At 69.5% G+C, this 24,277-nt stretch carries 22 protein-coding genes, 1 tRNA gene, 1 other RNA gene, 1 pseudogene and 1 riboswitch; of the genes and pseudogenes, 12 read left to right on the top strand and 13 right to left on the bottom strand.

The features are described from left to right. The first annotated feature begins 48 nt into the window (after positions 1-48). The gene (locus CPCC7001_RS10585; RefSeq protein ID WP_006910834.1) at positions 49-351 is read left to right on the top strand and encodes a hypothetical protein; all 303 of its coding nucleotides are present in this window, start codon (positions 49-51) and stop codon (positions 349-351) included. On the opposite strand, the gene CPCC7001_RS10580 is transcribed toward CPCC7001_RS10585, so the two are convergent. Together CPCC7001_RS10580 and CPCC7001_RS10575 are read right to left on the bottom strand one after the other, a co-directional pair. Further along, positions 311-883 (bottom strand): isoprenylcysteine carboxylmethyltransferase family protein, encoded by a 573-nt coding sequence (locus CPCC7001_RS10580; protein WP_006911225.1) that lies wholly within the window; start codon positions 881-883, stop codon positions 311-313. The two genes, CPCC7001_RS10585 and CPCC7001_RS10580, sit on opposite strands and share 41 nt — an antisense overlap. Continuing rightward, a complete protein-coding gene (locus tag CPCC7001_RS10575; RefSeq protein WP_006909894.1) occupies positions 855-2,210 on the bottom strand; it encodes a cation:proton antiporter in 1,356 nt (451 codons plus the stop codon). The genes CPCC7001_RS10580 and CPCC7001_RS10575 overlap by 29 nt, the downstream gene beginning before the upstream one ends. 131 nt (positions 2,211-2,341) lie before the next feature. Here CPCC7001_RS10575 and CPCC7001_RS10570 point away from each other — a divergent pair, with 131 nt between their 5' ends. Together CPCC7001_RS10570 and CPCC7001_RS10565 are read left to right on the top strand one after the other, a co-directional pair. Further along, positions 2,342-4,783 (top strand): phosphoketolase, encoded by a 2,442-nt coding sequence (locus CPCC7001_RS10570; protein WP_006910821.1) that lies wholly within the window; start codon positions 2,342-2,344, stop codon positions 4,781-4,783. Then, positions 4,780-7,314 (top strand): glycogen/starch/alpha-glucan phosphorylase, encoded by a 2,535-nt coding sequence (locus tag CPCC7001_RS10565; protein WP_006909279.1) that lies wholly within the window; start codon positions 4,780-4,782, stop codon positions 7,312-7,314. Before CPCC7001_RS10570 ends, CPCC7001_RS10565 begins: the two co-directional genes overlap by 4 nt. A 17-nt stretch (positions 7,315-7,331) precedes the next feature. On the opposite strand, the gene CPCC7001_RS10560 is transcribed toward CPCC7001_RS10565, so the two are convergent. The 3 genes from CPCC7001_RS10560 to CPCC7001_RS10550 all read right to left on the bottom strand — a co-directional run bounded on the left by CPCC7001_RS10560 (position 7,332) and on the right by CPCC7001_RS10550 (position 8,377). Beyond that, complete coding sequence (locus CPCC7001_RS10560) at positions 7,332-7,814, bottom strand: hypothetical protein (protein WP_043368967.1); 483 nt, start codon at positions 7,812-7,814, stop codon at positions 7,332-7,334. A gap of 66 nt (positions 7,815-7,880) precedes the next feature. Further along, positions 7,881-8,204 carry a hypothetical protein gene (locus CPCC7001_RS10555; RefSeq protein WP_043369953.1) on the bottom strand — a complete coding sequence of 108 codons (324 nt, stop codon included), beginning with the start codon at positions 8,202-8,204 and terminating at the stop codon, positions 7,881-7,883. Between the two features lie 99 nt (positions 8,205-8,303). Next, positions 8,304-8,377: transfer RNA gene (locus CPCC7001_RS10550), tRNA-Arg, on the bottom strand. Between the two features lie 70 nt (positions 8,378-8,447). Between CPCC7001_RS10550 and rnpB the strand changes: the two genes are divergently transcribed. Together rnpB and CPCC7001_RS10545 are read left to right on the top strand one after the other, a co-directional pair. After that, positions 8,448-8,863: RNase P RNA component class A (rnpB, locus tag CPCC7001_RS14170), an RNA gene on the top strand. 37 nt (positions 8,864-8,900) lie between these two features. After that, a complete protein-coding gene (locus CPCC7001_RS10545) occupies positions 8,901-9,638 on the top strand; it encodes a ribonuclease III family protein (protein ID WP_006910429.1) in 738 nt (245 codons plus the stop codon). On the opposite strand, the gene CPCC7001_RS10540 is transcribed toward CPCC7001_RS10545, so the two are convergent. Next, on the bottom strand, positions 9,616-9,795 hold the full coding sequence (locus CPCC7001_RS10540; protein ID WP_043368965.1) for an NAD(P)H dehydrogenase subunit NdhS: 180 nt from the start codon (positions 9,793-9,795) through the stop codon (positions 9,616-9,618). The genes CPCC7001_RS10545 and CPCC7001_RS10540 overlap by 23 nt on opposite strands. Positions 9,796-9,854: 59 nt before the next feature. On the opposite strand from CPCC7001_RS10540, the gene rimM reads away from it, so the two are divergent. Together rimM and CPCC7001_RS10530 are read left to right on the top strand one after the other, a co-directional pair. Then, complete coding sequence (rimM, locus tag CPCC7001_RS10535; RefSeq protein WP_006909438.1) at positions 9,855-10,373, top strand: ribosome maturation factor RimM; 519 nt, start codon at positions 9,855-9,857, stop codon at positions 10,371-10,373. Positions 10,374-10,440: 67 nt separating this feature from the next. Beyond that, positions 10,441-11,952 carry a mannose-1-phosphate guanylyltransferase/mannose-6-phosphate isomerase gene (locus tag CPCC7001_RS10530; RefSeq protein WP_006909293.1) on the top strand — a complete coding sequence of 504 codons (1,512 nt, stop codon included), beginning with the start codon at positions 10,441-10,443 and terminating at the stop codon, positions 11,950-11,952. Positions 11,953-11,983: 31 nt separating this feature from the next. Here CPCC7001_RS10530 and glmS read toward each other — a convergent pair whose 3' ends face one another. Together glmS and psaC are read right to left on the bottom strand one after the other, a co-directional pair. Beyond that, positions 11,984-13,909 (bottom strand): glutamine--fructose-6-phosphate transaminase (isomerizing), encoded by a 1,926-nt coding sequence (glmS, locus tag CPCC7001_RS10525; RefSeq protein WP_006909259.1) that lies wholly within the window; start codon positions 13,907-13,909, stop codon positions 11,984-11,986. 128 nt (positions 13,910-14,037) lie between these two features. Then, on the bottom strand, positions 14,038-14,283 hold the full coding sequence (gene psaC / locus CPCC7001_RS10520) for a photosystem I iron-sulfur center protein PsaC (RefSeq protein WP_006850103.1): 246 nt from the start codon (positions 14,281-14,283) through the stop codon (positions 14,038-14,040). Between the two features lie 191 nt (positions 14,284-14,474). Between psaC and acpP the strand changes: the two genes are divergently transcribed. The 4 genes from acpP (at position 14,475) to CPCC7001_RS10500 (ending at position 19,495) form a co-directional block, all read left to right on the top strand. Next, positions 14,475-14,717: an acyl carrier protein gene (gene acpP, locus CPCC7001_RS10515; RefSeq protein WP_006911564.1), complete on the top strand. Its 243-nt coding sequence runs from the start codon at positions 14,475-14,477 to the stop codon at positions 14,715-14,717. A gap of 8 nt (positions 14,718-14,725) precedes the next feature. Next, positions 14,726-15,973, top strand: a complete 1,248-nt coding sequence (gene fabF, locus CPCC7001_RS10510; RefSeq protein WP_006911279.1) for a beta-ketoacyl-ACP synthase II — start codon at positions 14,726-14,728, stop codon at positions 15,971-15,973. Between the two features lie 120 nt (positions 15,974-16,093). Next, the gene (gene tkt, locus CPCC7001_RS10505; RefSeq protein WP_156796755.1) at positions 16,094-18,094 is read left to right on the top strand and encodes a transketolase; all 2,001 of its coding nucleotides are present in this window, start codon (positions 16,094-16,096) and stop codon (positions 18,092-18,094) included. 255 nt (positions 18,095-18,349) lie between these two features. Next, entirely contained in the window at positions 18,350-19,495 is a 1,146-nt protein-coding gene (locus CPCC7001_RS10500; protein ID WP_255347449.1) for a PQQ-dependent sugar dehydrogenase, read from the top strand. Here the strand turns inward: CPCC7001_RS10500 and CPCC7001_RS10495 are convergent. Next, the gene (locus CPCC7001_RS10495) at positions 19,490-19,801 is read right to left on the bottom strand and encodes an Mpo1-like protein (protein ID WP_043368961.1); all 312 of its coding nucleotides are present in this window, start codon (positions 19,799-19,801) and stop codon (positions 19,490-19,492) included. The genes CPCC7001_RS10500 and CPCC7001_RS10495 overlap by 6 nt on opposite strands. Here CPCC7001_RS10495 and CPCC7001_RS10490 point away from each other — a divergent pair. Then, entirely contained in the window at positions 19,800-20,363 is a 564-nt protein-coding gene (locus tag CPCC7001_RS10490) for a WbuC family cupin fold metalloprotein (RefSeq protein WP_156796754.1), read from the top strand. The two genes, CPCC7001_RS10495 and CPCC7001_RS10490, sit on opposite strands and share 2 nt — an antisense overlap. Positions 20,364-20,510: 147 nt before the next feature. On the opposite strand, the gene thiC is transcribed toward CPCC7001_RS10490, so the two are convergent. The 4 genes and pseudogenes from thiC to CPCC7001_RS10470 all read right to left on the bottom strand — a co-directional run bounded on the left by thiC (position 20,511) and on the right by CPCC7001_RS10470 (position 24,183). After that, entirely contained in the window at positions 20,511-21,896 is a 1,386-nt protein-coding gene (gene thiC, locus CPCC7001_RS10485; RefSeq protein WP_043368959.1) for a phosphomethylpyrimidine synthase ThiC, read from the bottom strand. Between the two features lie 53 nt (positions 21,897-21,949). After that, a riboswitch (TPP riboswitch) is annotated at positions 21,950-22,067 on the bottom strand. Between the two features lie 53 nt (positions 22,068-22,120). Next, positions 22,121-22,768, bottom strand: a complete 648-nt coding sequence (locus tag CPCC7001_RS10480) for a HEAT repeat domain-containing protein (protein ID WP_006911670.1) — start codon at positions 22,766-22,768, stop codon at positions 22,121-22,123. Next, positions 22,765-23,016 carry a DUF3188 domain-containing protein gene (locus CPCC7001_RS10475; protein ID WP_006909571.1) on the bottom strand — a complete coding sequence of 84 codons (252 nt, stop codon included), beginning with the start codon at positions 23,014-23,016 and terminating at the stop codon, positions 22,765-22,767. Before CPCC7001_RS10475 ends, CPCC7001_RS10480 begins: the two co-directional genes overlap by 4 nt. Beyond that, positions 23,013-24,183: pseudogene (locus tag CPCC7001_RS10470) on the bottom strand (amidohydrolase). The gene CPCC7001_RS10475 and the pseudogene CPCC7001_RS10470 overlap by 4 nt, the downstream one beginning before the upstream one ends. Positions 24,184-24,277 lie beyond the last annotated feature (94 nt).

Genomic DNA, 24,277 nt, shown 5'->3' with positions numbered 1-24,277 from the left:
ACAGGTGGGCAGGGAAGGGTCGATGCTAGGGAGCCCTGCCGGTTCCCATTGCCCTACACCAGCGTCGACTGGATCGCCCTGGCCCCGGGCATCGCCCTCTGGGCCCTGGCCCTCTACCTGCCCCTGGGGCGCCTGGAGCAGGTGCTGGCGGCCGGCTCCCTGCCGGACGGGGTGCAGCAGCTGCTGCTGGTGGTGGCCAGCCTGGCCCTGGCCCTGGCGCTCGGCGTTCTCACCGAGCTGGCGCTGGGCCTGGCGCTGGGGCCGAGCTGGGCCTCCAGCCTCGGCCTGATCGCCGTGGTGTGGGGCCTGTTCACAGCGTTCGCCAGTCGAGCCAGGGAAGACGAGGAATGATCGCCGGCGTGGTGGCGCGGTAAGCGGCGTAGTCGGGATGCACGGCGGCCAGGGCGCGCTCCTCGCGGCGGGCCTTGCCGCCCAGCACCGCCGCCAGGGCCAGCAGCAGGCCGAGGTGCAGCAGGCTGCCCAGGGCCAGGGTCACCCCCAGGGAGCAGAGCAGCACCGCCTGGTAGAGGGGGTGGCGGCAGCGGGCGTAGGCGCCGCTGGTCACCAGCTCGGCGCCCGGCATCGGCTCGGGCAGGGGCGTGAGGCTGGGGCCGAGGTTCAGGAAGCCCTGGAGCGCCAGCACCAGCCCCACCAGGAACAGCACCGCGCCACCGATGGCCACGGGCAGGGGCCAGGCGTAGCCCCAGGCCCCCGGCGCCGGCCAGGGGGGCAGCAGGTGGGCGGCGATCAGCAGCACCTGGGCCAGCAGCCACCACTCGCCGCGGCGGTTGTCGCGCCAGCCGGCCCAGGTGAGGCCCCAGCGCTGCAGCAGCTGGCCTGGGGCGGGGGAGCGATCAGGTGGGGATTTCGGCGAGGGGGTCAAGGTCAGGTCCTCCGGATTGGCCGCCGAGCACCAGTCTGAGCAGCACCGGAGCCAGGAAGGTGGTGCCGATCACCATCAGCAGGATCGCCGCCTCCAGCGGCTTGCTCAGCAGGCCGGCCTGGCTGCCCAGGCCCAGGAAGATCAGACCCACCTCGCCGCGGGGCATCATCCCCAGACCCACCACCAGCCGGTTCGTCTTCTCCTTGCTCAGGTAGCTCCAGCCGGCGGCCACCTTGCCCAGGATCGCCACCGTGAGCAGGAAGGCGGCGATGATCAGCCCCTCCCGGTTGGCGGGCTCGAGCGGGTTGAGCACCGAGAGGTCCATGCCGGTGCCGATCAGCACGAAGAAGATCGTGGCGAACAGGGCCACCAGCGGCTGCACCGTGCCCTGGATGGCGTGGTTGTGCTTGGAGCCGCTCAGGATCAGGCCGGCGGCGAAGGCCCCCAGGGCCGCCTCCAGGCCGATCGCCTGGGCGGCGAAGCAGGAGAGCGACAGCACCACGAACGAGGCCACCACCACCTCTCCCGGTGCCTTGAGCCGATCCAGCATCCAGTCGAAGGCGGGGGCGGCGGTGCGGCTCAGGAACAGGGCCGCGGCCACGAACACGCCGGCGGCCACCACCAGGCTGAGGATCGGGCCGAGGCTGAAGCCGCCGCCGCCCGCCAGGCTCACCACCACCGCCAGGATCACGATGCCGAGGATGTCGTCGAGCACGGCGGCACCGATCACCGTCTGCCCTTCGCGGGTCTTGAGGAACTTCAGCTCGCCGAACACGCTGGCGGTGATGCCAATCGAGGTGGCCGTCATCGCCGCCCCGGCGAACACCGCCGGGATCAGCGGCACAGCGAAGAGGTAGTAGAGCCCCAGGGTGCCCAGGGCGAAGGGCAGCACCACCCCGGTCACCGCCACCGTGGTGGCCTGGGCCCCCACCGCCACCAGCTCATCGAGTTCGCTCTCGAGGCCGGTGAGGAAGAGCAGGGCATAGAGCCCGATCTCCGACACCGCCTGCAGGTTGGGGAAGGTTTCCTCGTAGAGCCCCTGCACCGCCTGCGGGGTGAGATCCGAGAGGGACCCCAGCAGCGACAGGCCCCAGGCGCTCAGCTGGGCCTGGGTGTCGGGAGGCACGATCAGGTGCAGGCCCGACACGCCGATCAGCACGCCGGCCACCAGTTCCCCCAGGATCGTGGGCAGCTGGATGCGCACCATCAGCTCCGCCAGGATGCGCGCCGCCACGAAGATCACGAGGAATTCGCCGACGGAGATCAGGGTTTCGGCCACCTCGAGCTGGTGGCTGCCCACTTCGAGCAACAGGGCTGGCACGGTCATGGGGGTCTGCGGATGGCGCCGACGGTACCGCCGCTGCCTGTGTTCGGACGCAGATACCTAGGCAGCGCATGCCCTTGGGCGTGGCAACCATCGCTACCGTCCGATGACGCCGTTGGAGCGAGCTGAGAGCGATGGGCGAGCTCACCGACACCGCCATCCCCCTTCTCGCGAGCAGCCTGCCGGCCCCCTCCTCCACCCCTTCGGAGCAGGAGCTGGAGCTGATCGACCGCTGGTGGCGGGCCGCCAACTACCTGGCGGTGGGGATGATCTACCTGCAGGACAATCCCCTGCTCACCGAGCCGCTCCAGAGCGCGCACATCAAGAACCGCCTGCTCGGCCACTGGGGTTCGAGCCCCGGCCAGGCCTTCATCTGGGCCCACGCCAACCGGGTGATCCGCCAGCGGGACCTGGAGATGCTCTACCTCTCCGGGCCCGGCCACGGCGCCCCCGGGGTGCTGGCACCCACCTATCTCGACGGCAGCTACAGCGAGGTGTACCCCGACATCTCCCTCGACGCCGAGGGGATGCGCCGCTTCTTCAAGCAGTTCTCCTTCCCGGGCCACATCGGCTCCCACTGCACCCCGGAGACCCCCGGCTCGATCCACGAGGGCGGTGAGCTCGGCTACGTGCTCTCCCACGCCTGCGGCGCGGTGTTCGACAACCCCGAGCTGATCGCCCTGGCCTGCGTGGGGGATGGCGAGGCGGAAACCGGGCCCCTGGCCACCTCCTGGCACATCAACAAGTTCCTCAACCCGATCAGCGACGGCGCCGTGCTGCCGGTGCTGCACCTGAACGGCTACAAGATCGCCAACCCCACCCTGCTGGCCAGAATCCCGCGGGATGAGCTGGCCAGCCTGCTGCGGGGCTACGGCTGGGAGCCGATCTTCGTGGAGGGCCATGAGCCGATGGCCATGCACCGCGCCATGGCCGCCGCCATGGACCAGGCCGTCGACGCGATCCAGCGGGTGCAGCGGCAGTGCCGCGCCAGCGGCGAGGCGGTGCGGCCGGCCTGGCCGATGATCGTTCTGCGTTCCCCCAAGGGCTGGACCGGCCCCCATGACCTGCGGGGCCAGAAGCTGGAGAACTTCTGGCGTGCCCACCAGGTGCCGCTGCCGGGGCCGAAGCACGACGCCGAGCAGCTGGCCATGCTCGAGGGCTGGATGCGCAGCTACCGGCCGCAGGAGCTCTTCGATGGCGAGGGCACCCTGCTGCCGGAGCTGCAGGCCCTCTCCCCCGAGGGGCCGCGGCGGATGGGCTCCTGCCCCCATGCCAACGGCGGCCAGCTGCGCCGCAGCCTTCGCCTGCCTCCGATCGAAACCTATGCGGTGGCGGTGGACCAGCCCGGCCATGGCGAGCACGAGAACACGGCCCCGCTGGGGGCTCTGCTGCGCGACACCATCGCCCGCAACCCCGATTCCCTGCGGGTGTTCGGGCCCGATGAAACGGCCTCGAACCGGCTGCAGGCCATCTACGCGGTGAGCAAGAAAGTGTGGATGGAGGACTTCCTGCCGGAGGACATGAACGGCAGCGAGCTCGCCCGGGAGGGGCGGGTGGTGGAGATGCTCTCCGAGCACACCCTCGTGGGGATGATGGAGGGCTACCTGCTCACCGGCCGCTATGGCTTCTTCCACACCTACGAGGCCTTCGCCCACGTGATCGCCTCGATGTTCAACCAGCACGCCAAGTGGCTGGAGAGCTGCATCCACCACGCCCCCTGGCGGGCTCCGGTGGGGTCGTGGAACTGCCTGATCTCCTCCACGGTGTGGCGCCAGGACCACAACGGCTTCACCCACCAGGACCCGGGCTTCATCGACCTGGCCGGCAACAAGAGCGGCGAGGTGGTGCGGGTGTATCTGCCGCCCGACGCCAACACCCTGCTGGCGGTGGCCGAGGAGGCGCTGCTGGAGACGAACGTGTGCAACATCATCGTGAGCGACAAGCAGAAGCACCTGCAGTACCTCAGCCTGGAGGAGGCCCGTCGCCACGTGGCCAAGGGGATCAGCCTGATCAGCTGGGCCAGCAACGACGACCACGGCACCGAGCCCGATGACCCCGATGTGGTGATGGCCTGCGCCGGCGACATCCCCACCAAGGAGACGCTGGCGGCGGTGCAGATCCTGCGGAGGGAGTGCCCGCAGCTGAAGATCCGGGTGGTGAACGTGGTGAAGCTGTTCGCCCTCACCGAACCCAGCGAGCATCCCCATGGCCTCAGCGATCGGGATTTCGACAGCCTGTTCACCACCGACAGGCCGGTGATGTTCAATTTCCACGGCTATCCCTGGCTGATTCACCGGCTCACCTACCGCCGCACCAACCACCGCAACTTCCACGTGCGCGGTTACAAGGAGAAGGGCAACATCAACACACCCTTGGAGCTGGCAATGAACAACCAGATCGACCGCTTCAATCTGGTGATCGATGTGATCGACCGCGTGCCATCCCTGGGCTCACGAGCGGCCCACGTGAAGGAACGCATGAAGAACGCCATCCTGGCGAACCGCGCCCATGCCCATGAACACGGCATGGATGCCCCTGAAATCACCAACTGGCGCTGGAGCACCCCCGAGGCATGACCACCATCCGACCCCGCACCCTGCGCCTGCCCACACCCGGCTGCTACGCCGATCCCCACCGCAGCGGTGCAGAGGCGGAGGACGTGTTCGACGGCATGACCGAACACCTCTTCTACAGCCTCGGCAAGCTCGCCCCCACCGCCACACGCCACGACCTCTACGTGGCCCTCAGCTACGCCGTGCGCGACCGGCTGATGACCCGCTACCTGGCCGGCCTCGAGGCCCTGCGGGCCTCGCCGGCGCGGGTGGTGGCCTACCTCTCGGCCGAGTTCCTGATCGGCCCCCAGCTCGGCAACAACCTGCTGATGCTCGGCATCCAGGAGTCGGCGGCGGCGGCCCTGCGCCGCTTCGGCATCGAGGACATCAACCAGATCCTGGATGTGGAGGAGGAGCCCGGCCTGGGCAACGGCGGCCTCGGCCGCCTGGCGGCCTGCTTCCTCGAATCGCTGGCCTCGCTGGAGATTCCGGCCTCGGGCTACGGCATCCGCTACGAGTTCGGCATCTTCGACCAGCTGATCCGCGACGGCTGGCAGGTGGAAATCACCGACAAGTGGCTCAAGGCCGGCTGGCCCTGGGAGCTGCCCCAGCCGGATCAGGCCTGCTTCGTGGGGTTCGGCGGCCGCACCGAGACCTACCGCGACACCCATGGCGACCAGCGGGTGCGCTGGATCCCCGCCGAGCACGCCATCGGCATCCCCCACGACGTGCCGGTGCTGGGCTACCGGGTGAACACCTGCAACCGGCTGCGCCTCTGGCGCGCCGACGCCACCGAATCCTTCGACTTCTACGCCTTCAACATCGGCGACTACTACGGCGCCGTGGAGGAGAAGGTGGGCAGCGAGACCCTCTCCAAGGTGCTCTATCCGAATGACGGCACCGACGAGGGCCGTCGCCTGCGGCTCAAGCAGCAGCACTTCTTCGTGAGCTGCTCGCTGCAGGACATGATCCGCAGCCTCGAGGGCCGCGGTCTGCCGCTCGAGGAGTTTCCCGAGCACTGGGCCGTGCAGCTCAACGACACCCACCCCTCGATCGCGGTGGCCGAACTGATGCGGCTGCTCATCGACGAGAAGCAGCTCACCTGGGAGGCCGCCTGGGACATCACCACCCGCTCTCTCTCCTACACCAACCACACCCTGCTGCCCGAGGCCCTGGAGAAGTGGGGAGTGGACCTGTTCGGGTCACTGCTGCCCCGCCACCTGGAGCTGATCTACGAGATCAACCGCCGTTTCCTGCAGCAGGTGCGGATCCGCTACCCCGGTGATGAGGGGGTGCTGGAGCGGATGTCGCTGATCGACGAACAGGGCGGCAAGGCGGTGCGGATGGCCAACCTCGCCACCGTGGGCTCCCACCACGTGAACGGCGTGGCCGCGCTGCACAGCCGGCTCGTGACCACTGACCTCTTCCCGGACTTCGCCGCCTTCTGGCCCGAGAAGTTCACCAACGTGACCAACGGCGTCACGCCGCGGCGCTGGATGGCCCTGGCCAACCCGCAGCTGGCCGGGCTGCTCGACGAGGCGATCGGTGAGGGCTGGGTGAAGGATCTCGAGCAGCTGCGGCAACTGGAGCGCTTCGCCGAGGACAGCAGCTTCCTGGAGCGCTGGGAGTCGACCAAGCTGGCGGTGAAGACCCAGCTCAGCCATTACATCCACCGCCACAACGGCGTGCTGGTGGATCCCTCATCCCTGTTCGACGTGCAGGTGAAGCGGATCCACGAGTACAAGCGGCAGCACCTCAATGCCCTGCAGGTGATCGCCCAGTACCTGCGCATCAAGAACGGCGACGGGGATGACCTGCCGCCCCGCACGGTGATCTTCGGCGGGAAGGCCGCGCCCGGCTATTACATGGCCAAGCTGATCATCCGCTTCCTCAACGGCATCGCCGAGACGATCAACGCCGACCCGGACATGGACGGCCGCCTGCGGGTGATCTTCCTGGCCGACTACAACGTGAAGCTGGGCGAGCGGGTGTATCCGGCCTCCGATCTCTCCGAGCAGATCTCCACCGCCGGCAAGGAGGCCTCCGGCACCGGCAACATGAAGTTCGCCATGAATGGGGCTCTCACGATCGGCACCCTCGACGGCGCCAACGTGGAGATCCGGGAGCAGGTGGGGGAGGAGAACTTCTTCCTGTTCGGCAAGACCACCGACGAGATCAACGCGCTGCACGACACCGGCTACCGCCCCTGGGAGCTGATCGGCACGATGCCGGAGCTGGCCGAAGTGCTGCGGCTGGTGGAGCAGGGGCACTTCAGCAACGGCGACGGCGAGCTGTTCCGCCCGCTGCTGCAGAACCTCACCGGCCGCGATCCCTTCTTCGTGCTGGCCGACTTCGACGACTATCTGCGCGCCCAGGGCGCCGTGGGCCAGGCCTGGGGCGATCGCTCACGCTGGAACCGCATGTCGCTGCTGAACACCGCCCGCACCGGCTTCTTCTCCTCCGACCGCTCCATCCGTGAGTACGCCGAGAAGATCTGGCAGGCGTCACCCTTCCCGGTGACGATCACCTGTGAAATCGAGGACGACCCCGGCTGAGCCCAGCTGCACTCGGCTCAGCTGCGATCGGGCAGATCCGGGGTCTGGTGCAGCAGCCGGTTGAGCCGCAGGCGGTCGGCATTGAGGGGATCGGGAGCGAGCTCGCCTGCCACCTCGCGGAACTTCTGCTCCACCTCCTCCGGCATGCGCACATCGAAGATGCGCTCCATCAGCGCCTCGATCGAGAAGAGGTGGGCGTTGATGTTCTCCAGGTCGGCCATGGCCTGCTGAAGCGAATCCGGTTCGGGGGGGCCATCGGGTACCACGGCGGCGCCACCCGCCTCGGCGGTGGATGAGGCCCCCTGGGCCGCACCGTCACCGGAGGCATCGGCCTGTTTCTGGAGCTCCTCCATCACCCGGCCCGCCAGGGTACGGAACGATTGCAGCGCAGCCCAGTTGAGCTCCTGCTGCTGCCGCAAGGTGGGATTCTCACGGATCAATCGGTCGTGTTCCCGATAGAACCGCTGGCAATCAGGGCACTGGCAGGGCTCTTCGGGCACCGCGCTCCCCAGGGAAGTCAATCCCCATCATGACACCGAGGGCCAGGGAGGGTGGCCCGGCGGGCCTCAGGCCGCCAGGTTCCGGCCGCCCTCGCCTGCATCGCCGTCGTCGTCGCAGGCGGCGGGCAGGGGGATCTCGATCGAACTCACCACCTGGATCACATCCCGCAGGCGCATGGAGTCGGCGAACCAGCCCATGGCCTGCTCGGTGTCGCCGCGGCGTTCCGCATCGCCGGCCTGCTCCTCGTGGGCCTCGGCCAGCAGGGCCAGCCAGCAGAGGCAGCGGGCCTGCACCACCGAGAGATCGATCTCATCGAGCTGGCCATCCGCCAGGCGCTCGCTCTCCTGCTGCACCAGCAGGCGCAGGCGCAGATCATGCAGGGGCGTCATCGGCATCCCGCGACTGGCACTACGCTAGCGGCAGTGGACGGGATCGCCATGGCACTACCCGTAGCGTCCACTACCGGACCAGCGACAGGGCAGCATTCACGGGGCTGGCGGGACTCGAACCCACGACCTACGGTTTAGGAAACCGTCGCTCTATCCGGCTGAGCTACAGCCCCCGGCGCCGCCATTATGCGACCGGCCCCCGGCTGGGTCCTCCCAACAGCCCGGCAGGCATCATGGAGACCGAAAGCAGGCGAGGTGATCGCGATCGGGTGAGGCAGGCCTGCGGGCCGCGCCCCAGCCCGGTTGAGGAAAGTCCGGGCTCCCCAATGGCCAGGCTTGCTGGGTAACGCCCAGTGCGGGTGACCGTGAGGAGAGTGCCACAGAAACACACCGCCGATGGCTCCGCTTCCGCTGCGGTGGAGACGAGCACAGGCAAGGGTGCAAAGGTGCGGTAAGAGCGCACCAGCAGCATCGAGAGGTGCTGGCTCGGTAAACCCCGGCCGGGAGCAAGGCCCAGGGACCAACGGTTGGCCATGACACCGGTCCCGCCCCAAGTGCGCCGCTCGAGGCCGCCGGAGACGGCGGTCCCAGACAGATGATCACCCCGGGCAGGGTCCGCCCCACCCGGAACAGAACCCGGCTTACGTCCTGCTTTCCCCCCTTCGGTGCCGCCCCACCCCCGTTCCCGAGCGTCCCGTGAACCCCGATCGCCGTCGCCAACTGGTGGCCTTCCTGGCCAGCCTCGGCATCGATCCCCTCCACCCCGGGGGCCCGGGCGACGACCCGGCCCTGCTGGCCCCGATCGAGGAGGCCCTCACCCACACCTCGGCCCGCCAGCGCGGCAACCATGAGCGGCTGGAGTTCCTCGGCGATGCCGTGCTGCGGCTGGCCGCCTCGGAATACCTGCACCGCCATCACCCCCAGCTCGGCGTGGGCAGCCAGTCGGCCCTGCGCAGCCAGCTGGTGAGCGACCGCTGGCTGGCCGAGCTGGCGGACAGCTGCGGTCTGGAGACGGTGTGGCGCATCGGGCCGATGGCCCGCGGCGATCGGGCCGGCATCGCCACCGTGCGCGCTGAGCTGTGCGAGGCGCTGATCGGAGCGGTCTACCGCTGCTGGGGCGACTCCCTCGAGCCGGTGCTCACCTGGCTCACGCCCCACTGGCAGCAGGCCAGCCAGGAGCTGCTGGCCGATCCCGACCGCCACAACTGGAAATCGGCCCTGCAGGAATGGACCCAGGGCCAGGGGCTGGGGCTGCCCAGCTACAGCTGCGAGGAGCGCAGCACGCTGCACGCCGATCCCCGCCGCTTCTCCTGCAGGCTCACGCTGGGGGCAGGAAACGAGAGCTGGGATGGCTGGGGTCCGTCCCGGCGGGCGGCGGAGCAGGATGCCGCCCGTCAGGCCCTGGCCTGGATCAGATCTGCTGGAGGGTCGTGATCGGCATGGTCACGAGCTTGTCCCAGTTGCCGCCCTCGAACAGCACGGCGGCGCGGCTGCCGCTGATCCGCTGCACGAAACCCTTGTAGCCGTTGTAGATCGAGCGCACGTCACGCACCACCACGGTGGTGCCCGGCAGGATCGGCAGGTCGGCCATGGGGGGAAATCGGCGTGGCGCCATTATCGGCGGCAGCAGCCTGATCGGGCCTGATCGGAATGAACAACCTCCTGGTGGTGGGCAAGGTGGTGGCGGCCCAGGGTCTACGCGGTGAGGTGCGGGTGCTGCCGATGAGCGACTTTCCCGAGCGCTTCACCCGGCCCGGCCGCCGCTGGCTGCAGCGGCGCGGCGCCGAGCCCCGGGAGGTGGAGCTGCTGACCGGGCGCCAACTACCGGGCAAGGAGCTGTTCGTGCTGCGCCTGGCCGGGGTGGAGAGCCGGGATGCGGCCGAAGCGCTGGTGGGGGAGGAGCTGCTGGTGCGCTCCGACGACCGGCCCAGGCTGGCCAAGGGGGAGTTCCATCTGCTCGACCTGGTGGGGCTGGAGGTGCGGCTGCTGGCCAGCGGCGAGGTGGTGGGCACCGTGACCGACCTGATCCACGCCGGCAACGATCTGCTGGCGGTGGCCGCCGGCGATCGCCAGCTGCTGATTCCCTTCGTGGCGGCGATCGTGCCCGAGGTGAAGCTGGCCGAGGGGTGGATCGGCATCACGCCGCCGCCGGGGCTGCTGGAGCTCTGAGCCCCGGCACGGTGAGCAGCATCGCCCTGGCGGGCTGCCGTTGAATGGGGTCGAGGCTTCGGGTCCGATGAGCACCAGTCCCAGCAGCAGCAGCCCCAGCAGCAACACCACCTCCTTGGGCGGCACCGCCCTGGTTCCCGTGATTCTCTGCGGCGGCACGGGCACCCGCCTGTGGCCCCTGTCGCGGGCGAGCTATCCCAAGCAGTACTGGGCCCTGGGGGGCAGTGGCGACGAAACCCTGCTGCAGCAGACGGTGCAGCGCCTCAACGGGCTGGCCGGTCTGGCGCCGCCGCTGCTGATCTGCAACGAGGACCACCGCTTCATCGTGGCCGAGCAGATGCGGCAGATCGGCGTGGAGCCGGCCGGCATCCTGCTCGAACCGATCGGCCGCAACACCGCCCCGGCGGTGGCGGTGGCAGCGCTGCAGGCCACGGCCAAGGGCGACGATCCCCTGCTGCTGGTGCTGGCGGCCGACCATCTGGTGCGCGATCCGGCCCGCTTCCGCCAGACCGTGACGGCCGGGCTTGCCGCGGCGGAGGCCGGGCGGCTGGTGGCCTTCGGCATCGTGCCCACCGCCCCCGAGACCGGCTACGGCTACATCGAGGCGGCCGAACCCCTGGCGGCAGACGCCGACGCCCCTCCGCGGGCGGTGCCGATCGCCCGCTTCGTGGAGAAGCCCGACCGGGCCACGGCCGAGGGCTTCCTGGCCTCGGGCCGGTTCACCTGGAACAGCGGCATGTTCCTGTTCCGGGCCAGTGCGGTGCTGGCGGAACTGGAGCGGCTGGCGCCGGAGGTGGTGAGCGCCTGCCGCGCGGCGCTGGAGCACGATGCCGCCGATCTCGATTTCCTGCGGCTGGAGCGGGAGGCCTTCGCCGGCTGCCCGAGCGTGGCGATCGACGTGGCCGTGATGGAGAGGACGGAGCTGGGCAGCGTGCTGCCGCTGCAGGCGGGCTGGAGCGATGTGGGCAGCTGGAGCGCCCTGTGGGAAACGGCCGACCAGGACGCCGCCGGCAACGTGCTGCGGGGCCGGGTGATCAGCGAGGAGAGCCGCAACTGCTACCTGCGCAGCGAACACCGCCTGGTGGTGGGGCTGGGTGTGGAGGATCTGGTGGTGGTGGAAACCGACGACGTGGTGCTGGTGGCCCACCGCGACCGGGCCCAGGACGTCAAGACCGTGGTGGGCCTGCTGGAGCGGGTGGGAGCACCGGAGAGCCGTGCGCACCGGAAGATCTACCGGCCCTGGGGCTCCTACGACGGCGTGGTGGAGGGGGAGCGCTGGCAGGTGAAGAAGATCGTGGTGAATCCCGGCGCCAGCCTGTCGCTGCAGATGCACCACCACCGCGCCGAGCACTGGGTGGTGGTGAAGGGCACGGCGGTGGTGGAGAAGGACGGGGTCGAGGAGCTGGTGGGCGAGAACCAGAGCACCTACATCCCCCTGGGGGCCCGGCACCGGCTCAGCAATCCGGGCAAGATCCCTGTGGAGATGATCGAGGTGCAGAGCGGCTCGTACCTGGGCGAGGACGACATCGTGCGCTTCGAGGACCGCTACGGCCGCAGCGACATGGCCCTGCGCAGCTGAGGTCCGCTCACTCCGCCCCTCACTCCACGGTTCATTCCACGGTGACGCTCTTGGCCAGGTTGCGGGGCTGATCCACATCCAGGCCCCGGTGCGCCGCGATGTGGTAGCTCAGCAGCTGCATCGGGATCACGGTCAGCAGCGGGCTGAGCAGTTCGTCCACCTGCGGCACCGGCAGCAGCACGTCGAACAGCCCGGTGTCGGGCCCCTCGGGCGCCACCCCGATCAGCTGGGCATCGCGGGCCTTGGCCTCCTGGGCATTGCTGAGCACCTTGTCGAACACCGTGCCCGGCATGGCGATCGACACCACCGGCACCCGGGCGTCGAGCAAGGCGATCGGCCCGTGCTTCATCTCACCGGCGGGATAGCCCTCGGCATGGATGTAGCTGATCTCCTTGAGCTTGAGGGCCCCCTCCAGAGCGATCGGATAGTTGATGCCCCGGCCCAGGAAGATCACGTCCTGGGTGTCGGCGAACAGGTGGGCCAGGGATTCGCAGCGCTGGTCCAGATCGCTCACCAGTTGCTGCAGCAGCTCCGGCAGGGCACGCAGCTCAGCCACCAGGCGGCGCAGCTGGCCAGGACCGCCGGCCCCAGGCCCACCGCCCTGGCGCTCGGCGAAGGCCAGGGCCAGGCCATAGAACGCCAGCAACTGGCCCATGAAGGTCTTGGTGGCGGCCACGCCCACCTCGATGCCGGCACCGATGTCGAGCAGGTGAGGCACCATCCGGGCCAGGGAGCTCTCCGGCCGGTTGGTGATCCCCAGCAGCCGCGGCGCGAAGGCCGGATCGGCCACCAGCTGGCGCCGGTCCCGCTCCATCGCCAGGGCCGCCAGGGTGTCGGCGGTCTCGCCTGACTGGGTGACCCCGATGGTGAGCGTGTGGCGGCTCAGCGGCGGCGGCGCATAGCGGAACTCGCTGGCATAGAACACGCTGGTGGGGATACCCGCCAACTGCTCCAGCAGGTAGGCGCCCACCTGGGCTGCATGGCGGCTGGTGCCGCAGGCCAGGATCTGGATCCGCTCCACGCCCTCGTACACCGCTTCATCGAGGGGCAGGGCCACCAGGTGCCCCTGGGAGTCGGCTGGCAGGTGGCGGGCCATCCACAGCGCCGCCGTTTCGGGCTGCTCGTGGATCTCCTTGAGCATGAAGTGGCGGAAGCTGCGCTTGTCCGCCACGTGCTGGGTGCCGCTGAGCAGGCTCGGCGTGCGCTGCACCCGATCGCCGGCCGCGTCGTAGAGCTCGATGCCCAGCGGCGTGAGCAGGGCCACCTCACCGTCCTCCATCGGCAGGATGGTGCGGGTGAACCCGGCCAGGGCCGGCGTGTCGCTGGCACAGAGGAATTCCCCCTCCCCCAGGCCGATCAACAGGGGGGCGGCGCGGCGGGCCACCACCAGCGCGCCGGGAGCCTGGGCCCACACCACCGCCAGGGCATAGGCCCCGTGCAGCTGGGGCAACACCTGTTGCACCGCCTGCAGCAGCAGGGCGCCGCTGGCCACGAGCCCATCGGCCTGGAGACGGTCCAGCTGGCGGGCCAGCAGGTGGGGGATCACCTCGGTGTCGGTGTCCGAGCGGAACTCCACCCCTTCGGCCTGCAGCATTTCGCGCAGGCTGCGGTGGTTCTCGATGATGCCGTTCTGCACCACCGCCACCTGACCGCCGCCATCGAGGTGGGGGTGGGCATTGCGTTCCTCCGGCTTGCCATGGGTGGCCCAGCGGGTGTGGCCGATGCCGCAGTGCCCCGGCGCCCCGTCCTGATCGACGCGGGCGATCAGGTTCACCAGCTTCCCCTCGGCCCGCAGGCAATGGAGGCGGGAGCCACCGGCGGCCGGAGCGCCATCGGCCGCGGGCTCCACCGTGGCGATGCCGGCGGAGTCGTAGCCGCGGTATTCCAGCTGGCGCAGCCCCTCCAGCAACTGGGAGGCCACCTCGCGGGAGCCGATCAGGGCAACGATGCCGCACATAGGGCAGGAGCAACAAAAAAGCCCGGCGAGGGCCGGGCCGAGCTTATGAGAGGTGAGCCGTGGTGCCGGCATGACCAGTGGCACCGGGGTGAAACGTGGTGCCGCAGTGGCTCCGGGCCGGGAGGGCCTCAGTAGGCCAGGCCCATGGAGCGGGTGGTCTCGTCGCCGAGGTAGACGCGGATCGAGAGGAAATCGGTGGGGCAGGCGGTTTCACACCGCTTGCAGCCCACGCAGTCTTCGGTGCGGGGGGAGGAGGCGATCTGGCCGGCCTTGCAGCCGTCCCAGGGCACCATCTCCAGCACGTCCAGGGGGCAGGCCCGCACGCACTGGGTGCAGCCGATGCAGGTGTCGTAGATCTTGACGGCGTGGGACATCTGGACTCCGGTGTGCTGAGACTCGGCGTGTGGCAAAGGTACCCAAGCCGTTCGGGCTCTTCCTCTCCGCGCCACCAGCCCTTCACCCTTGTTCATAAGCAGCTGGCCTCAGGGCCGCCCGGCGATGGTGGCCAGGCCCTGGGAAGGGCTGACAGGGCGACCCGTAGAGTGCATCGACCCACACAGCGGCCATGTCCCAGGAAGCGATCTTCGAGAAAGTGCGCTCCATCGTTGCTGAGCAACTCAGCGTCGACGCGGCCGAAGTGAAGCCCGAGTCCAACTTCCAGAACGATCTGGGGGCCGATTCCCTCGACACCGTCGAGCTGGTGATGGCCCTGGAGGAAGCCTTCGACATCGAAATCCCCGATGAGGCCGCCGAGGGGATCACCACCGTCGGCGATGCCGTCAAGTACATCCAGGACAAGCAGGCCTGAACCGCTCCATGGTCCAGGGTCTCCAGCGGGTCGTCATCACCGGCCTCGGCGCAGTCACTCCGATCGGCAATGACGTTCCCAGCTACTGGGAAGGTCTGAGCAGCGGGCGCAACGGGGTGGCCGGCATCACCCTCTTCGATGCCAGCCGCCACGCCTGCCGCTTCGCCGCCGAAGTGAAGAACTTCGACCCGAGCGGCTGGCTGGAGCCCAAGGAATCCAAACGCTGGGACCGCTTCTGCCAGTTCGGCGTGGTGGCCGCCAAGCAGGCCCTGGCCGATGCCGGCCTCACCATCGACGCCAGCAATGCCCACCGGGTGGGCACCTCGATCGGGTCCGGGGTGGGGGGCCTCCTGATGATGGAGACCCAGGCCCATGTGCTGGCCGACCGTGGGCCCGACCGGGTGAGCCCGTTCTGCGTGCCGATGATGATCCCCAACATGGCCACGGGGCTCACCGCCATCGCCCTGGGCGCCAAGGGGCCCAGTTCCGCCGTGGCCACCGCCTGCGCCGCCGGCTCCAATGCCATCGGCGACGCCTACCGCCTGATTCAGCTTGGGCTGGCGGACGCCATGGTGTGCGGCGGTGCCGAATCGGCAATCACGCCGCTGGGCCTGGCCGGCTTCGCCAGCGCCAAGGCCCTCTCCTTCCGCAACGACGATCCCGCCACCGCCAGCCGCCCCTTCGATGCGGAGCGCAATGGCTTCGTGATCGGTGAAGGGGCCGGTGTGCTGGTGCTGGAAAGCCTGACCCATGCCGAAGCCCGCGGTGCCACGGTGCTGGCGGAGGTGGTGGGCTACGGCATGAGCTGCGATGCGCACCACATCACCGCCCCCTCCCCCGGAGGCGTGGGCGGTGCCCAGGCCATCCGCCTGGCCCTCGCCGACGCGGAACTGGAGCCTGAGGCCGTGGACTACATCAATGCCCACGGCACCAGCACCCAGGCCAACGACAGCAACGAGACCTCCGCCATCAAGGGCGTCCTCGGCGACCATGCCCATCGGATTCCGGTGAGCTCCACCAAGTCGATGACGGGTCACCTGCTGGGCGGCAGCGGCGGCATCGAGGCGGTCGCCGCGGTGCTGGCGATGAAGCATGGCGTGGTGCCGCCTACCATCAATTATCAAAATCCGGATCCGGCCTGTGATCTGGATGTGGTGCCCAACCAGGCCCGCGAACGGACACTCGATGTGGTTCTCTCCAATTCCTTCGGATTCGGCGGCCACAACGTCTGTCTGGCCTTCCGGCGCCTGCCTTGAGCTGATGGTCCGTTAGCTCCCAGGCCCGTTCGCTCCACCGGCCGGTCGCGCCTGTTGCGTACACCCCCTTCCACCCTTACCCCTAGTTCTTCCCCGATGGTCGCCACCCCCACCCCGTCCATGACGTCCGCCAGCCAGCTGGAAACGCTCTGCATCAACAGCATCCGCTTCCTGGCGATCGACGCCATCAACAAGTCGAACTCGGGGCACCCTGGCCTGCCCATGGGCTGTGCCCCCATGGCGTTCGCCCTGTGGGACAAGGCGCTGCGGCACAACCCCAAGAACCCCAGGTGGTTCAACCGCGACCGCTTCGTGCTGTCGGCCGGCCACGGCTGCATGCTGCTCTACGCGCTGCTGCACCTCACCGGCTACGAGTCGGTGACCCTCGACGACATCAAGCAGTTCCGCCAGTGGGGCTCCAAGACCCCCGGCCACCCCGAAACCTTCGAGACCCCGGGCGTGGAGGTCACCACCGGCCCCCTCGGCCAGGGCATCTCCAACGCCGTGGGCCTGGCGATCGCCGAAGCCCATCTGGCCGCCCGCTTCAACAAGCCCGGCGCCGAGCTGGTGGACCACTACACCTACGTGATCATGGGTGACGGCTGTCACCAGGAAGGCGTGAGCAGCGAGGCCGCCTCCCTGGCCGGTCACCTGGGCCTGGGCAAGCTGATCGCCCTCTACGACGACAACCACATCACCATCGACGGCAACACCGCGGTGTCCTTCACCGAGGACGTGCTGAAGCGCTACGAGGCCTACGGCTGGCACACCATCCACGTGCCCGACGGCAACACCGATGTGGCCGCCATCGCCCGGGCGATCGAGGAGGCCAAGGCCGTCACCGACCGGCCCTCGATGATCAAGGTGACCACCACCATCGGCTACGGCTCCCCCAACAAGGCCAACACCGCCGGCGTGCACGGCGCGGCCCTCGGGGCCGACGAGGCCGAGCTCACCCGCAAGGCCCTGGAGTGGAGCTACGGCGCCTTCGAGGTGCCCCAGGAGGCCTACGACCACTGGCGCCAGGCCATCAGCCGCGGCGAGGCCGCCGAGGCCGAGTGGAACACCGTCCTGGCCAGCTACCGCAACCAGTACCCCGCCGAGGCCGCCGAGTTCGAGCGGATGCTGCGTGGCGAACTGCCCCAGGGCTGGGATGCGGATCTGCCCAGCTACACCCCCGCCGACAAGGGCCTGGCCACCCGCCAGCACTCCTACAACTGCCTCAACGCCATCGGCCCGAAGCTGCCCGAGCTGATCGGCGGCTCCGCCGACCTCACCCACTCCAACCTCACCGACATCAAGGGCGAGGCCAGCTTCCAGAAGGGCGGTGAAGCCAACCGCTACCTCCACTTCGGGGTGCGGGAGCACGCCATGGCGGCCGTGCTCAACGGCATCGCCTATCACGGCAGCGGCCTGATTCCCTATGGCGGCACCTTCGCCGTGTTCGCCGGCTATGCCCTCGGCGCCATCCGCCTCTCGGCCCTGAGCGATCTGGGTGTGATCTACGTGCTCACCCACGATTCGATCGGCCTGGGCGAAGACGGCCCCACCCACCAGCCGATCGAGACCCTCGCCAGCCTGCGTGCCCTGCCCAACCTGCTGGTGATCCGCCCCGGCGACGGCAACGAAACCACGGGCGCCTACCAAGTGGCGATCGCCAACCGGCACCGCCCCACCGCCCTGATCCTCAGCCGCCAGGGCATGGCCAACCAGGCCAACTCCACCGCGGCCGCAGTCGCCAAGGGCGGCTACATCCTCGAGGACAGCGACGGCAACCCCGATCTGATCCTGATCGGCACTGGCACCGAGCTGGATCTGTGCGTCAAGGCCGCCGCCGAGCTCCGCGGCGAGGGCAGGAAGGTGCGGGTGGTGTCGATGCCCTGCGTGGAGCTGTTCGAGGAGCAGGACGCCGCCTACCGCGAGAGCGTGCTGCCCGCCGCCTGCCGCAAACGGCTGGTGGTGGAAGCCTCCAGCTCCTTCGGCTGGCACAAGTTCACCGGCTTCGACGGCGGCAGCGTGAGCATCGACCGCTTCGGTGCCTCGGCTCCCGGCCCGGTGTGCATGGAGCAGTTCGGCTTCACCGTGGAGAACGTGGTGGCCAAGGCCAAGGCCCTGGGCTGATCTGACCCCCTGCCCCGCCTGAAGGCGGGGCTTTTTTGTGCCCGGGCGCTCGGCAGACTGGACATCGCCACCCTCCACTCCGTGCTGGCCCCATCTCCGCGCTGCCGCCCCGTGTCGCCCCATTGGTGGCTCGGCCTCGGGATCCGCTGCGCGGCTGTGGTGGCCTTCACGGCGGGGATCGGACACTGTTCGGTGCAACCCGGCACTCCCACCCACTCCGGCGCCATCGGCGGAGACGCCGGCGGTGGCGCGCCGGTGGCGCTGCTCAGCCCCGATCCCGCCGGGTTGCCCGTGGAGCCGGTGATGCTCACCACGGTGGCGAAGGGCCTGGAGCACCCCTGGGGCATGGCCTGGCTGCCGGACGGCACGCTGCTGATCACCGAGAGGCCAGGGCGGCTGCGGATCCTCCGCTCCGGCCGGCTCGATCCTGCGCCGGTGCCGGGCGTGGCCCCCGTGGCCGCCGATGTGAAGGCCGACCAGCTCTTCGCCTCCAGCCAGGGGGGCCTGCTGGACATCGCCCCCCATCCCCGCTTCAGCGAAAACGGCTGGGTGTACGTCAGCTATGCCCATGGGTCCCGGGACGCGAACGGCACCCGCGTGGCCCGGGCCCGCTTCGATGGCCGCGCGCTGCGCGACTGGGAGGTGATCTTCCGGGTGAATCGCAGCAAGAGCGGCGGGCAGCACTTCGGCTCGCGGCTGGTGTGGCTGCCGGATGGCACCCTGCTCGTGTCGATCGGCGATGGGGGCAACCCGCCCGTGAGCCTCGACGGCGACTGGATCCGTCTCCAGGCCCAGAACCCGGCCAGCCACCTGGGGAAGGTGGTGCGTCTGAACGACGACGGCTCCATTCCTCCCGACAACCCTCTGGTGGGAAAGAAGGGGGCCGATCCGGCGGTGTGGAGCCTCGGCCACCGCAACATCCAGGGCCTGGCCTACGACCCGGTGCACCAGCGGGTGTGGGCCACGGAGCATGGCTCAAGAGGCGGCGATGAACTCAACCTGATCCGGGCCGGCGCCAACCACGGCTGGCCGGTGGTGTCCCACAGCAGGGAATACAGCAGCGGCCAACCGGTGGCCGGCAGCACCTCGGCGCCGGGCTTCATCGACCCACGGCGGGTCTGGATGGCCACCATCGCCCCCTCAGGACTGGCCGTCTACCAGGGTGATCGGGTGCCGCAGTGGCAGGGCAACCTGTTCGTGGGGGGCCTGGTGGCCCAGGGGCTGCGGCGGCTGCAGCTCGATGGGCAGGGAGCCGTGATCGGGGAATCGGTGCTGCCGATCGGAGCACGGGTGCGGGATGTGCGGCAGGGGCCGGATGGGGAGCTCTACGTGCTCACCGATGAGCCCCGCGGCCGCCTGCTGCGGGTGCGACCGGCGGAGCGCCCCGCAGCAGCGTCATAGGCGGATCCGGCCGGTGACGATCCCCCACCAGAGGCACCAGTCGCCCAGAAAGCTGAACAGGGGATAGCGGAAGGTGGCCGGACGGTTCAGCTCGAAGAAGAAGTGGCCGGCCCAGGCGAACAGATAGCCCTGCACCAGGGCCAGGGGCAGCAGCCACCACTGCCGGCTCAGGAGTGCCGCCGCCAGCAGCAGGATGGCCAGATTGGCGCCGAGGAAATGGAGCCGGCGGGAGATGCGGTTGGTGTGCTCGCCCAGATAGAAGGGATAGAAGTCGGCGAAGGTGGTGAACTGCCGGTCGCTGCCCATGCCGCCGCCCGTCGTGTGCCCTGAAGACTCCCCCCATCCTGAACCGCCGGCCACGCCCCGGCCCTGCCTGCAACGGATCGATCAGGCCCTGCTCGATCAGCTCAGCGCCCAGGCGAGCCAGGCGCCGCGGCGCCGCCGCAACCACAACCTGCACCAGCTGCCCGATCGGGTGCAGCGCTTTCTCAATGGCCTGCAGCCCGGCACCTACGTGCGCCCCCACCGCCACCGGCGTGATGGAGACGGCAGCGGCTTCGAATGCTTCGTGGTGCTGCAGGGCGCCATCGGCCTGCTGGTGCTGGATGCCAGCGGGGACGTGATCCAGCGGGAACGGCTGGAGGCCAGCGGACCGCTGAAAGGCATCGAGCTGGCTGAAGGCCAGTTCCACACCCTGGTGGCCCTCAGCCCCGATGCGGTGATGTTCGAGCTGAAGCAGGGCCCCTACCAGCCCGCCTCTGACAAGGATTTTCTGCTCCAGTTCCCCGCCGAAGGAACACCGGAAGCGGTGCTGCAGGAACAGGCGTGGCGCCGCTTGTTCGAGGCGGACGACGAAGCGGAGGACTAGACGGCCCAGACCAGGGGCGATCAGACGACAACAGTGGCTTTCAGGGGACAGAGAGACGCTGCGGATCTGCCCTGGCCAGACACGAACTCTGTGCCTTGTACGGAAGCAGGGCCCGCCCCTCAGCGGACCCAACCTCAGGAACCGCGCTCACACCGCCGCGGCAGCCTGCTCAGCCTTCTGCTGCTCGAGCACATCGCTCAGCCCCTCCAGATCCTCGTCGGTGATCTTGGTCTGCATCGGGCAGTGCTTGGGGCCGCACATCGAGCAGAACTCGGCCTGCTTGTAGATGTCCGCCGGCAGGGTTTCGTCGTGGTACTCGCGGGCCCGCTCGGGATCGAGGCTCAGGTCGAACTGCCGGTTCCAGTCGAAGGCGTAGCGGGCGCGGCTGAGCTCATCGTCGCGATCGCGGGCACCGGGGCGGTGGCGGGCGATGTCGGCGGCGTGGGCGGCGATCTTGTAGGCGATCAGGCCGTTGCGCACATCCTCCGGATTGGGCAGGCCCAGGTGCTCCTTGGGGGTCACGTAGCAGAGCATCGCCGTGCCGTACCAGCCGGCCATGGCCGCACCGATGGCGCTGGTGATGTGGTCGTAGCCGGGGGCAATGTCGGTCACCAGGGGGCCGAGCACATAGAAGGGCGCCTCGGCGCACTCCTCCATCTGCTTCTTCACGTTGAACTCGATCTGGTCCATCGGCACATGGCCCGGACCCTCCACCATCACCTGCACGTCGTGGGCCCAGGCGCGACGGGTGAGTTCACCCAGGGTCTTCAGTTCGGCCAGCTGGGCCTCATCAGAGGCGTCGTGCAGGCAGCCGGGACGAAGGGAGTCGCCCAGGGAGAAGCTGCAGTCGTAGCGCTTGAAGATCTCGATGATGTCATCGAAGCGCGTGTAGAGCGGGTTCTGCTTGTGGTGGTACAGCATCCACTGGGCGAGGATGCCGCCGCCGCGGCTCACGATGCCGGTGAGCCGGCCCTTCACCAGCGGCAGGTGCTCGATCAGCAGGCCGGCGTGGATCGTCTGGTAGTCCACGCCCTGCTGGCAGTGCTTCTCGATGATGTGCAGGAAATCGTCTTCGCTGAGCTTCTCGATCGAGCCGTGCACGCTCTCCAGGGCCTGGTACACGGGCACCGTGCCGATCGGCACCGGCGAGGCATTGATGATCGCCGTGCGCACCTCATCGAGGTTCACGCCGCCGGTGGAGAGATCCATCACCGTGTCGGCGCCGTACTTCACGGCCAGCTCGAGCTTCTTGAGCTCCTCGGCCACATCGCTGGCGTTGGGCGAGGCGCCGATGTTGGCATTCACCTTGCACCTGCTGGCGATGCCGATCGCCATCGGCTCCAGGTTTGTGTGGTTGATGTTGGCGGGGATGATCATGCGGCCCCGAGCCACCTCCTCCATCACCAGGCTTTCGGGGAGGTTCTCCCGCTGGGCCACGAAGGCCATCTCCTCGGTCACCACGCCCTGGCGGGCGTAGTGCATCTGGCTCACATTGGCGTGACCACGACGCTTCTCGATCCAGGCGCTGCGCATGAGGGGGCTGGCAATGGTGGGCACCGTCGCAATGGACGGAGACGGGGCGCAGCTGGAGTTCGTTCTCACTTCCCTGCGCCGGCATGACCCGGATCAGGTTCGGAGGGTGTGATCTCAGCCCTTCGATCACCTGCCGAATCGGCCGATGAACGGGCACCCCTAGTGACTCCGAAAACCTAGCAAGCCTGGCCGGAGACCGGCCCGCGGTCAGCCCCAGCCGCGTCTCAGCCCTGCAAGCCGTTCAGGGCGGCCGCCACCACCCGATGGTCGGCATCCTGCTGCAGGCCCCGCAGCAGGGTCCGGGCCCGTTCCACCACGCCGGCATCGGCGGCATCGGCGCCGGCACTGCCGCCCTGCTGGGCCAGCCGGCCCAGGATCTCGGTGCCGCCCACCCGCACGGTGTCGTCGGCATCGGCCAGGGCCAGCTCCGCCAGTTCCAGCAGGTCCGCCGGCTGCGCCTCCGGGTGTTCGGCCACCGCCGAGAGCACGCTGCAGCGCAGCAGCCACTGGCTGTCGGCGCGGAAGGCCTCCAGCACCACCGGCCAGGCCCGCGCCAGCCCGTAGCTCACCAGCGCATTGGCGGCCTCGGCCCTCACGTTGGCGTCCTCGTCGTGGCGCACCGCCTCCACCAGGGCCGTCCAGCCGGCCTCGGTCTGCTTCACGCCCAGACCAGCGCAGCTGAGGGAGCGCACGATGAAGGCCGACTGCTCCAGGCCGCGCAGCAGCAGGGGCACCGCCCGCTCGGCCGGCAGATCGCGCAGGGCGACCAGGGCCGGCATGGAGCGGGCCGGGTCGCCCGAGAGGATCGCCGCCTCGAGGGCCTGCAGGTCCACAGAACCGGGATCGGCGGGTGGGGGGGGGGAATCGCTCATGGGTCCAGCCTGCCCGATGGTGTGCCGCTGCGCAGGGCGGCCAGCAGGCGGCGGCGCCGGCGCCGGCGGCTGTGGAGGCTGGTGCCGAGCAGGGTTCCACCGATCGCCAGGGCCGGCACGGCCTGGATCCTGTCGGGCCCGCGGCGCTGCAGCAGCACCACCAGAGCCACCAGCAGCAGCAGTGGGGCGGAGAGCGCCAGCAGGGTGTTGAGCAGACGCCGCGATGGGGTGGTGGCCACCGGACTCATCGGGGCTGCTCCATCCAGCGCAGCAGGCTCAGGGTGAGCACCCGCACCCCCACCGCCAGGGCGCCCTCATCGGGGGCGAAGGTGTTGCTGTGCAGCGGGGTGCAGCCCTGGGGGCCCGCCACCCCCAGCCGGAACATGGTGCCGCGGGTGCCGTCGAGCAGCTCGGCGAAGTCCTCCGCCCCGAGGGAGGGCTGCTCCAGCCACAGCACCCGCTCGGACCCCAGCAGCTCGCAGCCGGCGGCGGCCACCAGCTGGGTGAGGGCCGGATCGTTTTGCACCGGCGGCGAGATGCAGCGGTAGCGCACCCGGGCCTCGCCGCCATGGCCGCGGCAGAGCGCATGCACCGTCTCCTCGATCCAGCCCGGCAGCTGGGCGTGCACGTCGTTGTCCAGGCAGCGCACGGTGCCCAGCAAGCGCACGTGATCGGCGATCACGTTGAACGCCTTGCCCCCCTCGATGCGGCCGAAGCTCACCACCACCGGATGCAGGGCGTCGAGCCGCCGCGAGATGGCTTCCTGCAGCCCGCTCACCACCCGGGCGGCGATCCAGATCGCATCGGTGCTCTGGTGAGGCCTGGCGCCATGGCCGCCCTCGCCGAGCACCTCCACCTCCAGTTCGCCGGCCGCGGCCGTGAGGCTGCCGCTGCGCACCCCGATGCAGCCCACGGGAATGCTGGGGAACACGTGCAGGCCGAAGAGGGCATCCACCCCGTCGGTGGCACCCTCCGCCTTCATCCAGGCCGCCCCCTGGGCCGTTTCCTCGGCGGGTTGGAACAGCAGCCGCACCCGGGTGCGCAGATGCTCGGGATGGCGCCGTGCCACCGCGCTCAGCAACCAGGCCACCCCCAGTCCCACACCGGTGTGGAGGTCGTGGCCGCAGGCGTGCATCAGACCCTGCACGGTGGAGGCGTAATCGAGCCCCGTGCGCTCCTCCACCGGCAGGGCGTCCATGTCCACCCGCAGGGCCACCAGGGGCGAGGGATCTCCCGCCCGGGGTGGTGGCGGGACCCAGCTCGGCCACCACCCCGGTGCGTCCCACCCCCTCGCGCACCTGCCAGCCCCAGCGGCGCAGCTCCCCGGCCACCAAGGCCGCCGTCTGCTGCTCGTGGCCGCTGAGCTCGGGGTGGCGATGCAGATGGCGCCGCAGCTGGATCAGCTCCGGCAGCATCCCGTCCAGCTCCTGCTCCAGCCCCAGGGCCTGCCAGCTGAGGCTGGAGCTGCCGGCACCGGGGCTGAAAACGGGAGGACTGAGGGTCATGGGG

It is taken from the genome of Cyanobium sp. PCC 7001 (assembly GCF_000155635.1).
GTDB lineage: Bacteria > Cyanobacteriota > Cyanobacteriia > PCC-6307 > Cyanobiaceae > NIES-981.
This window is presented reverse-complemented; position numbering and strand designations above follow the sequence as displayed.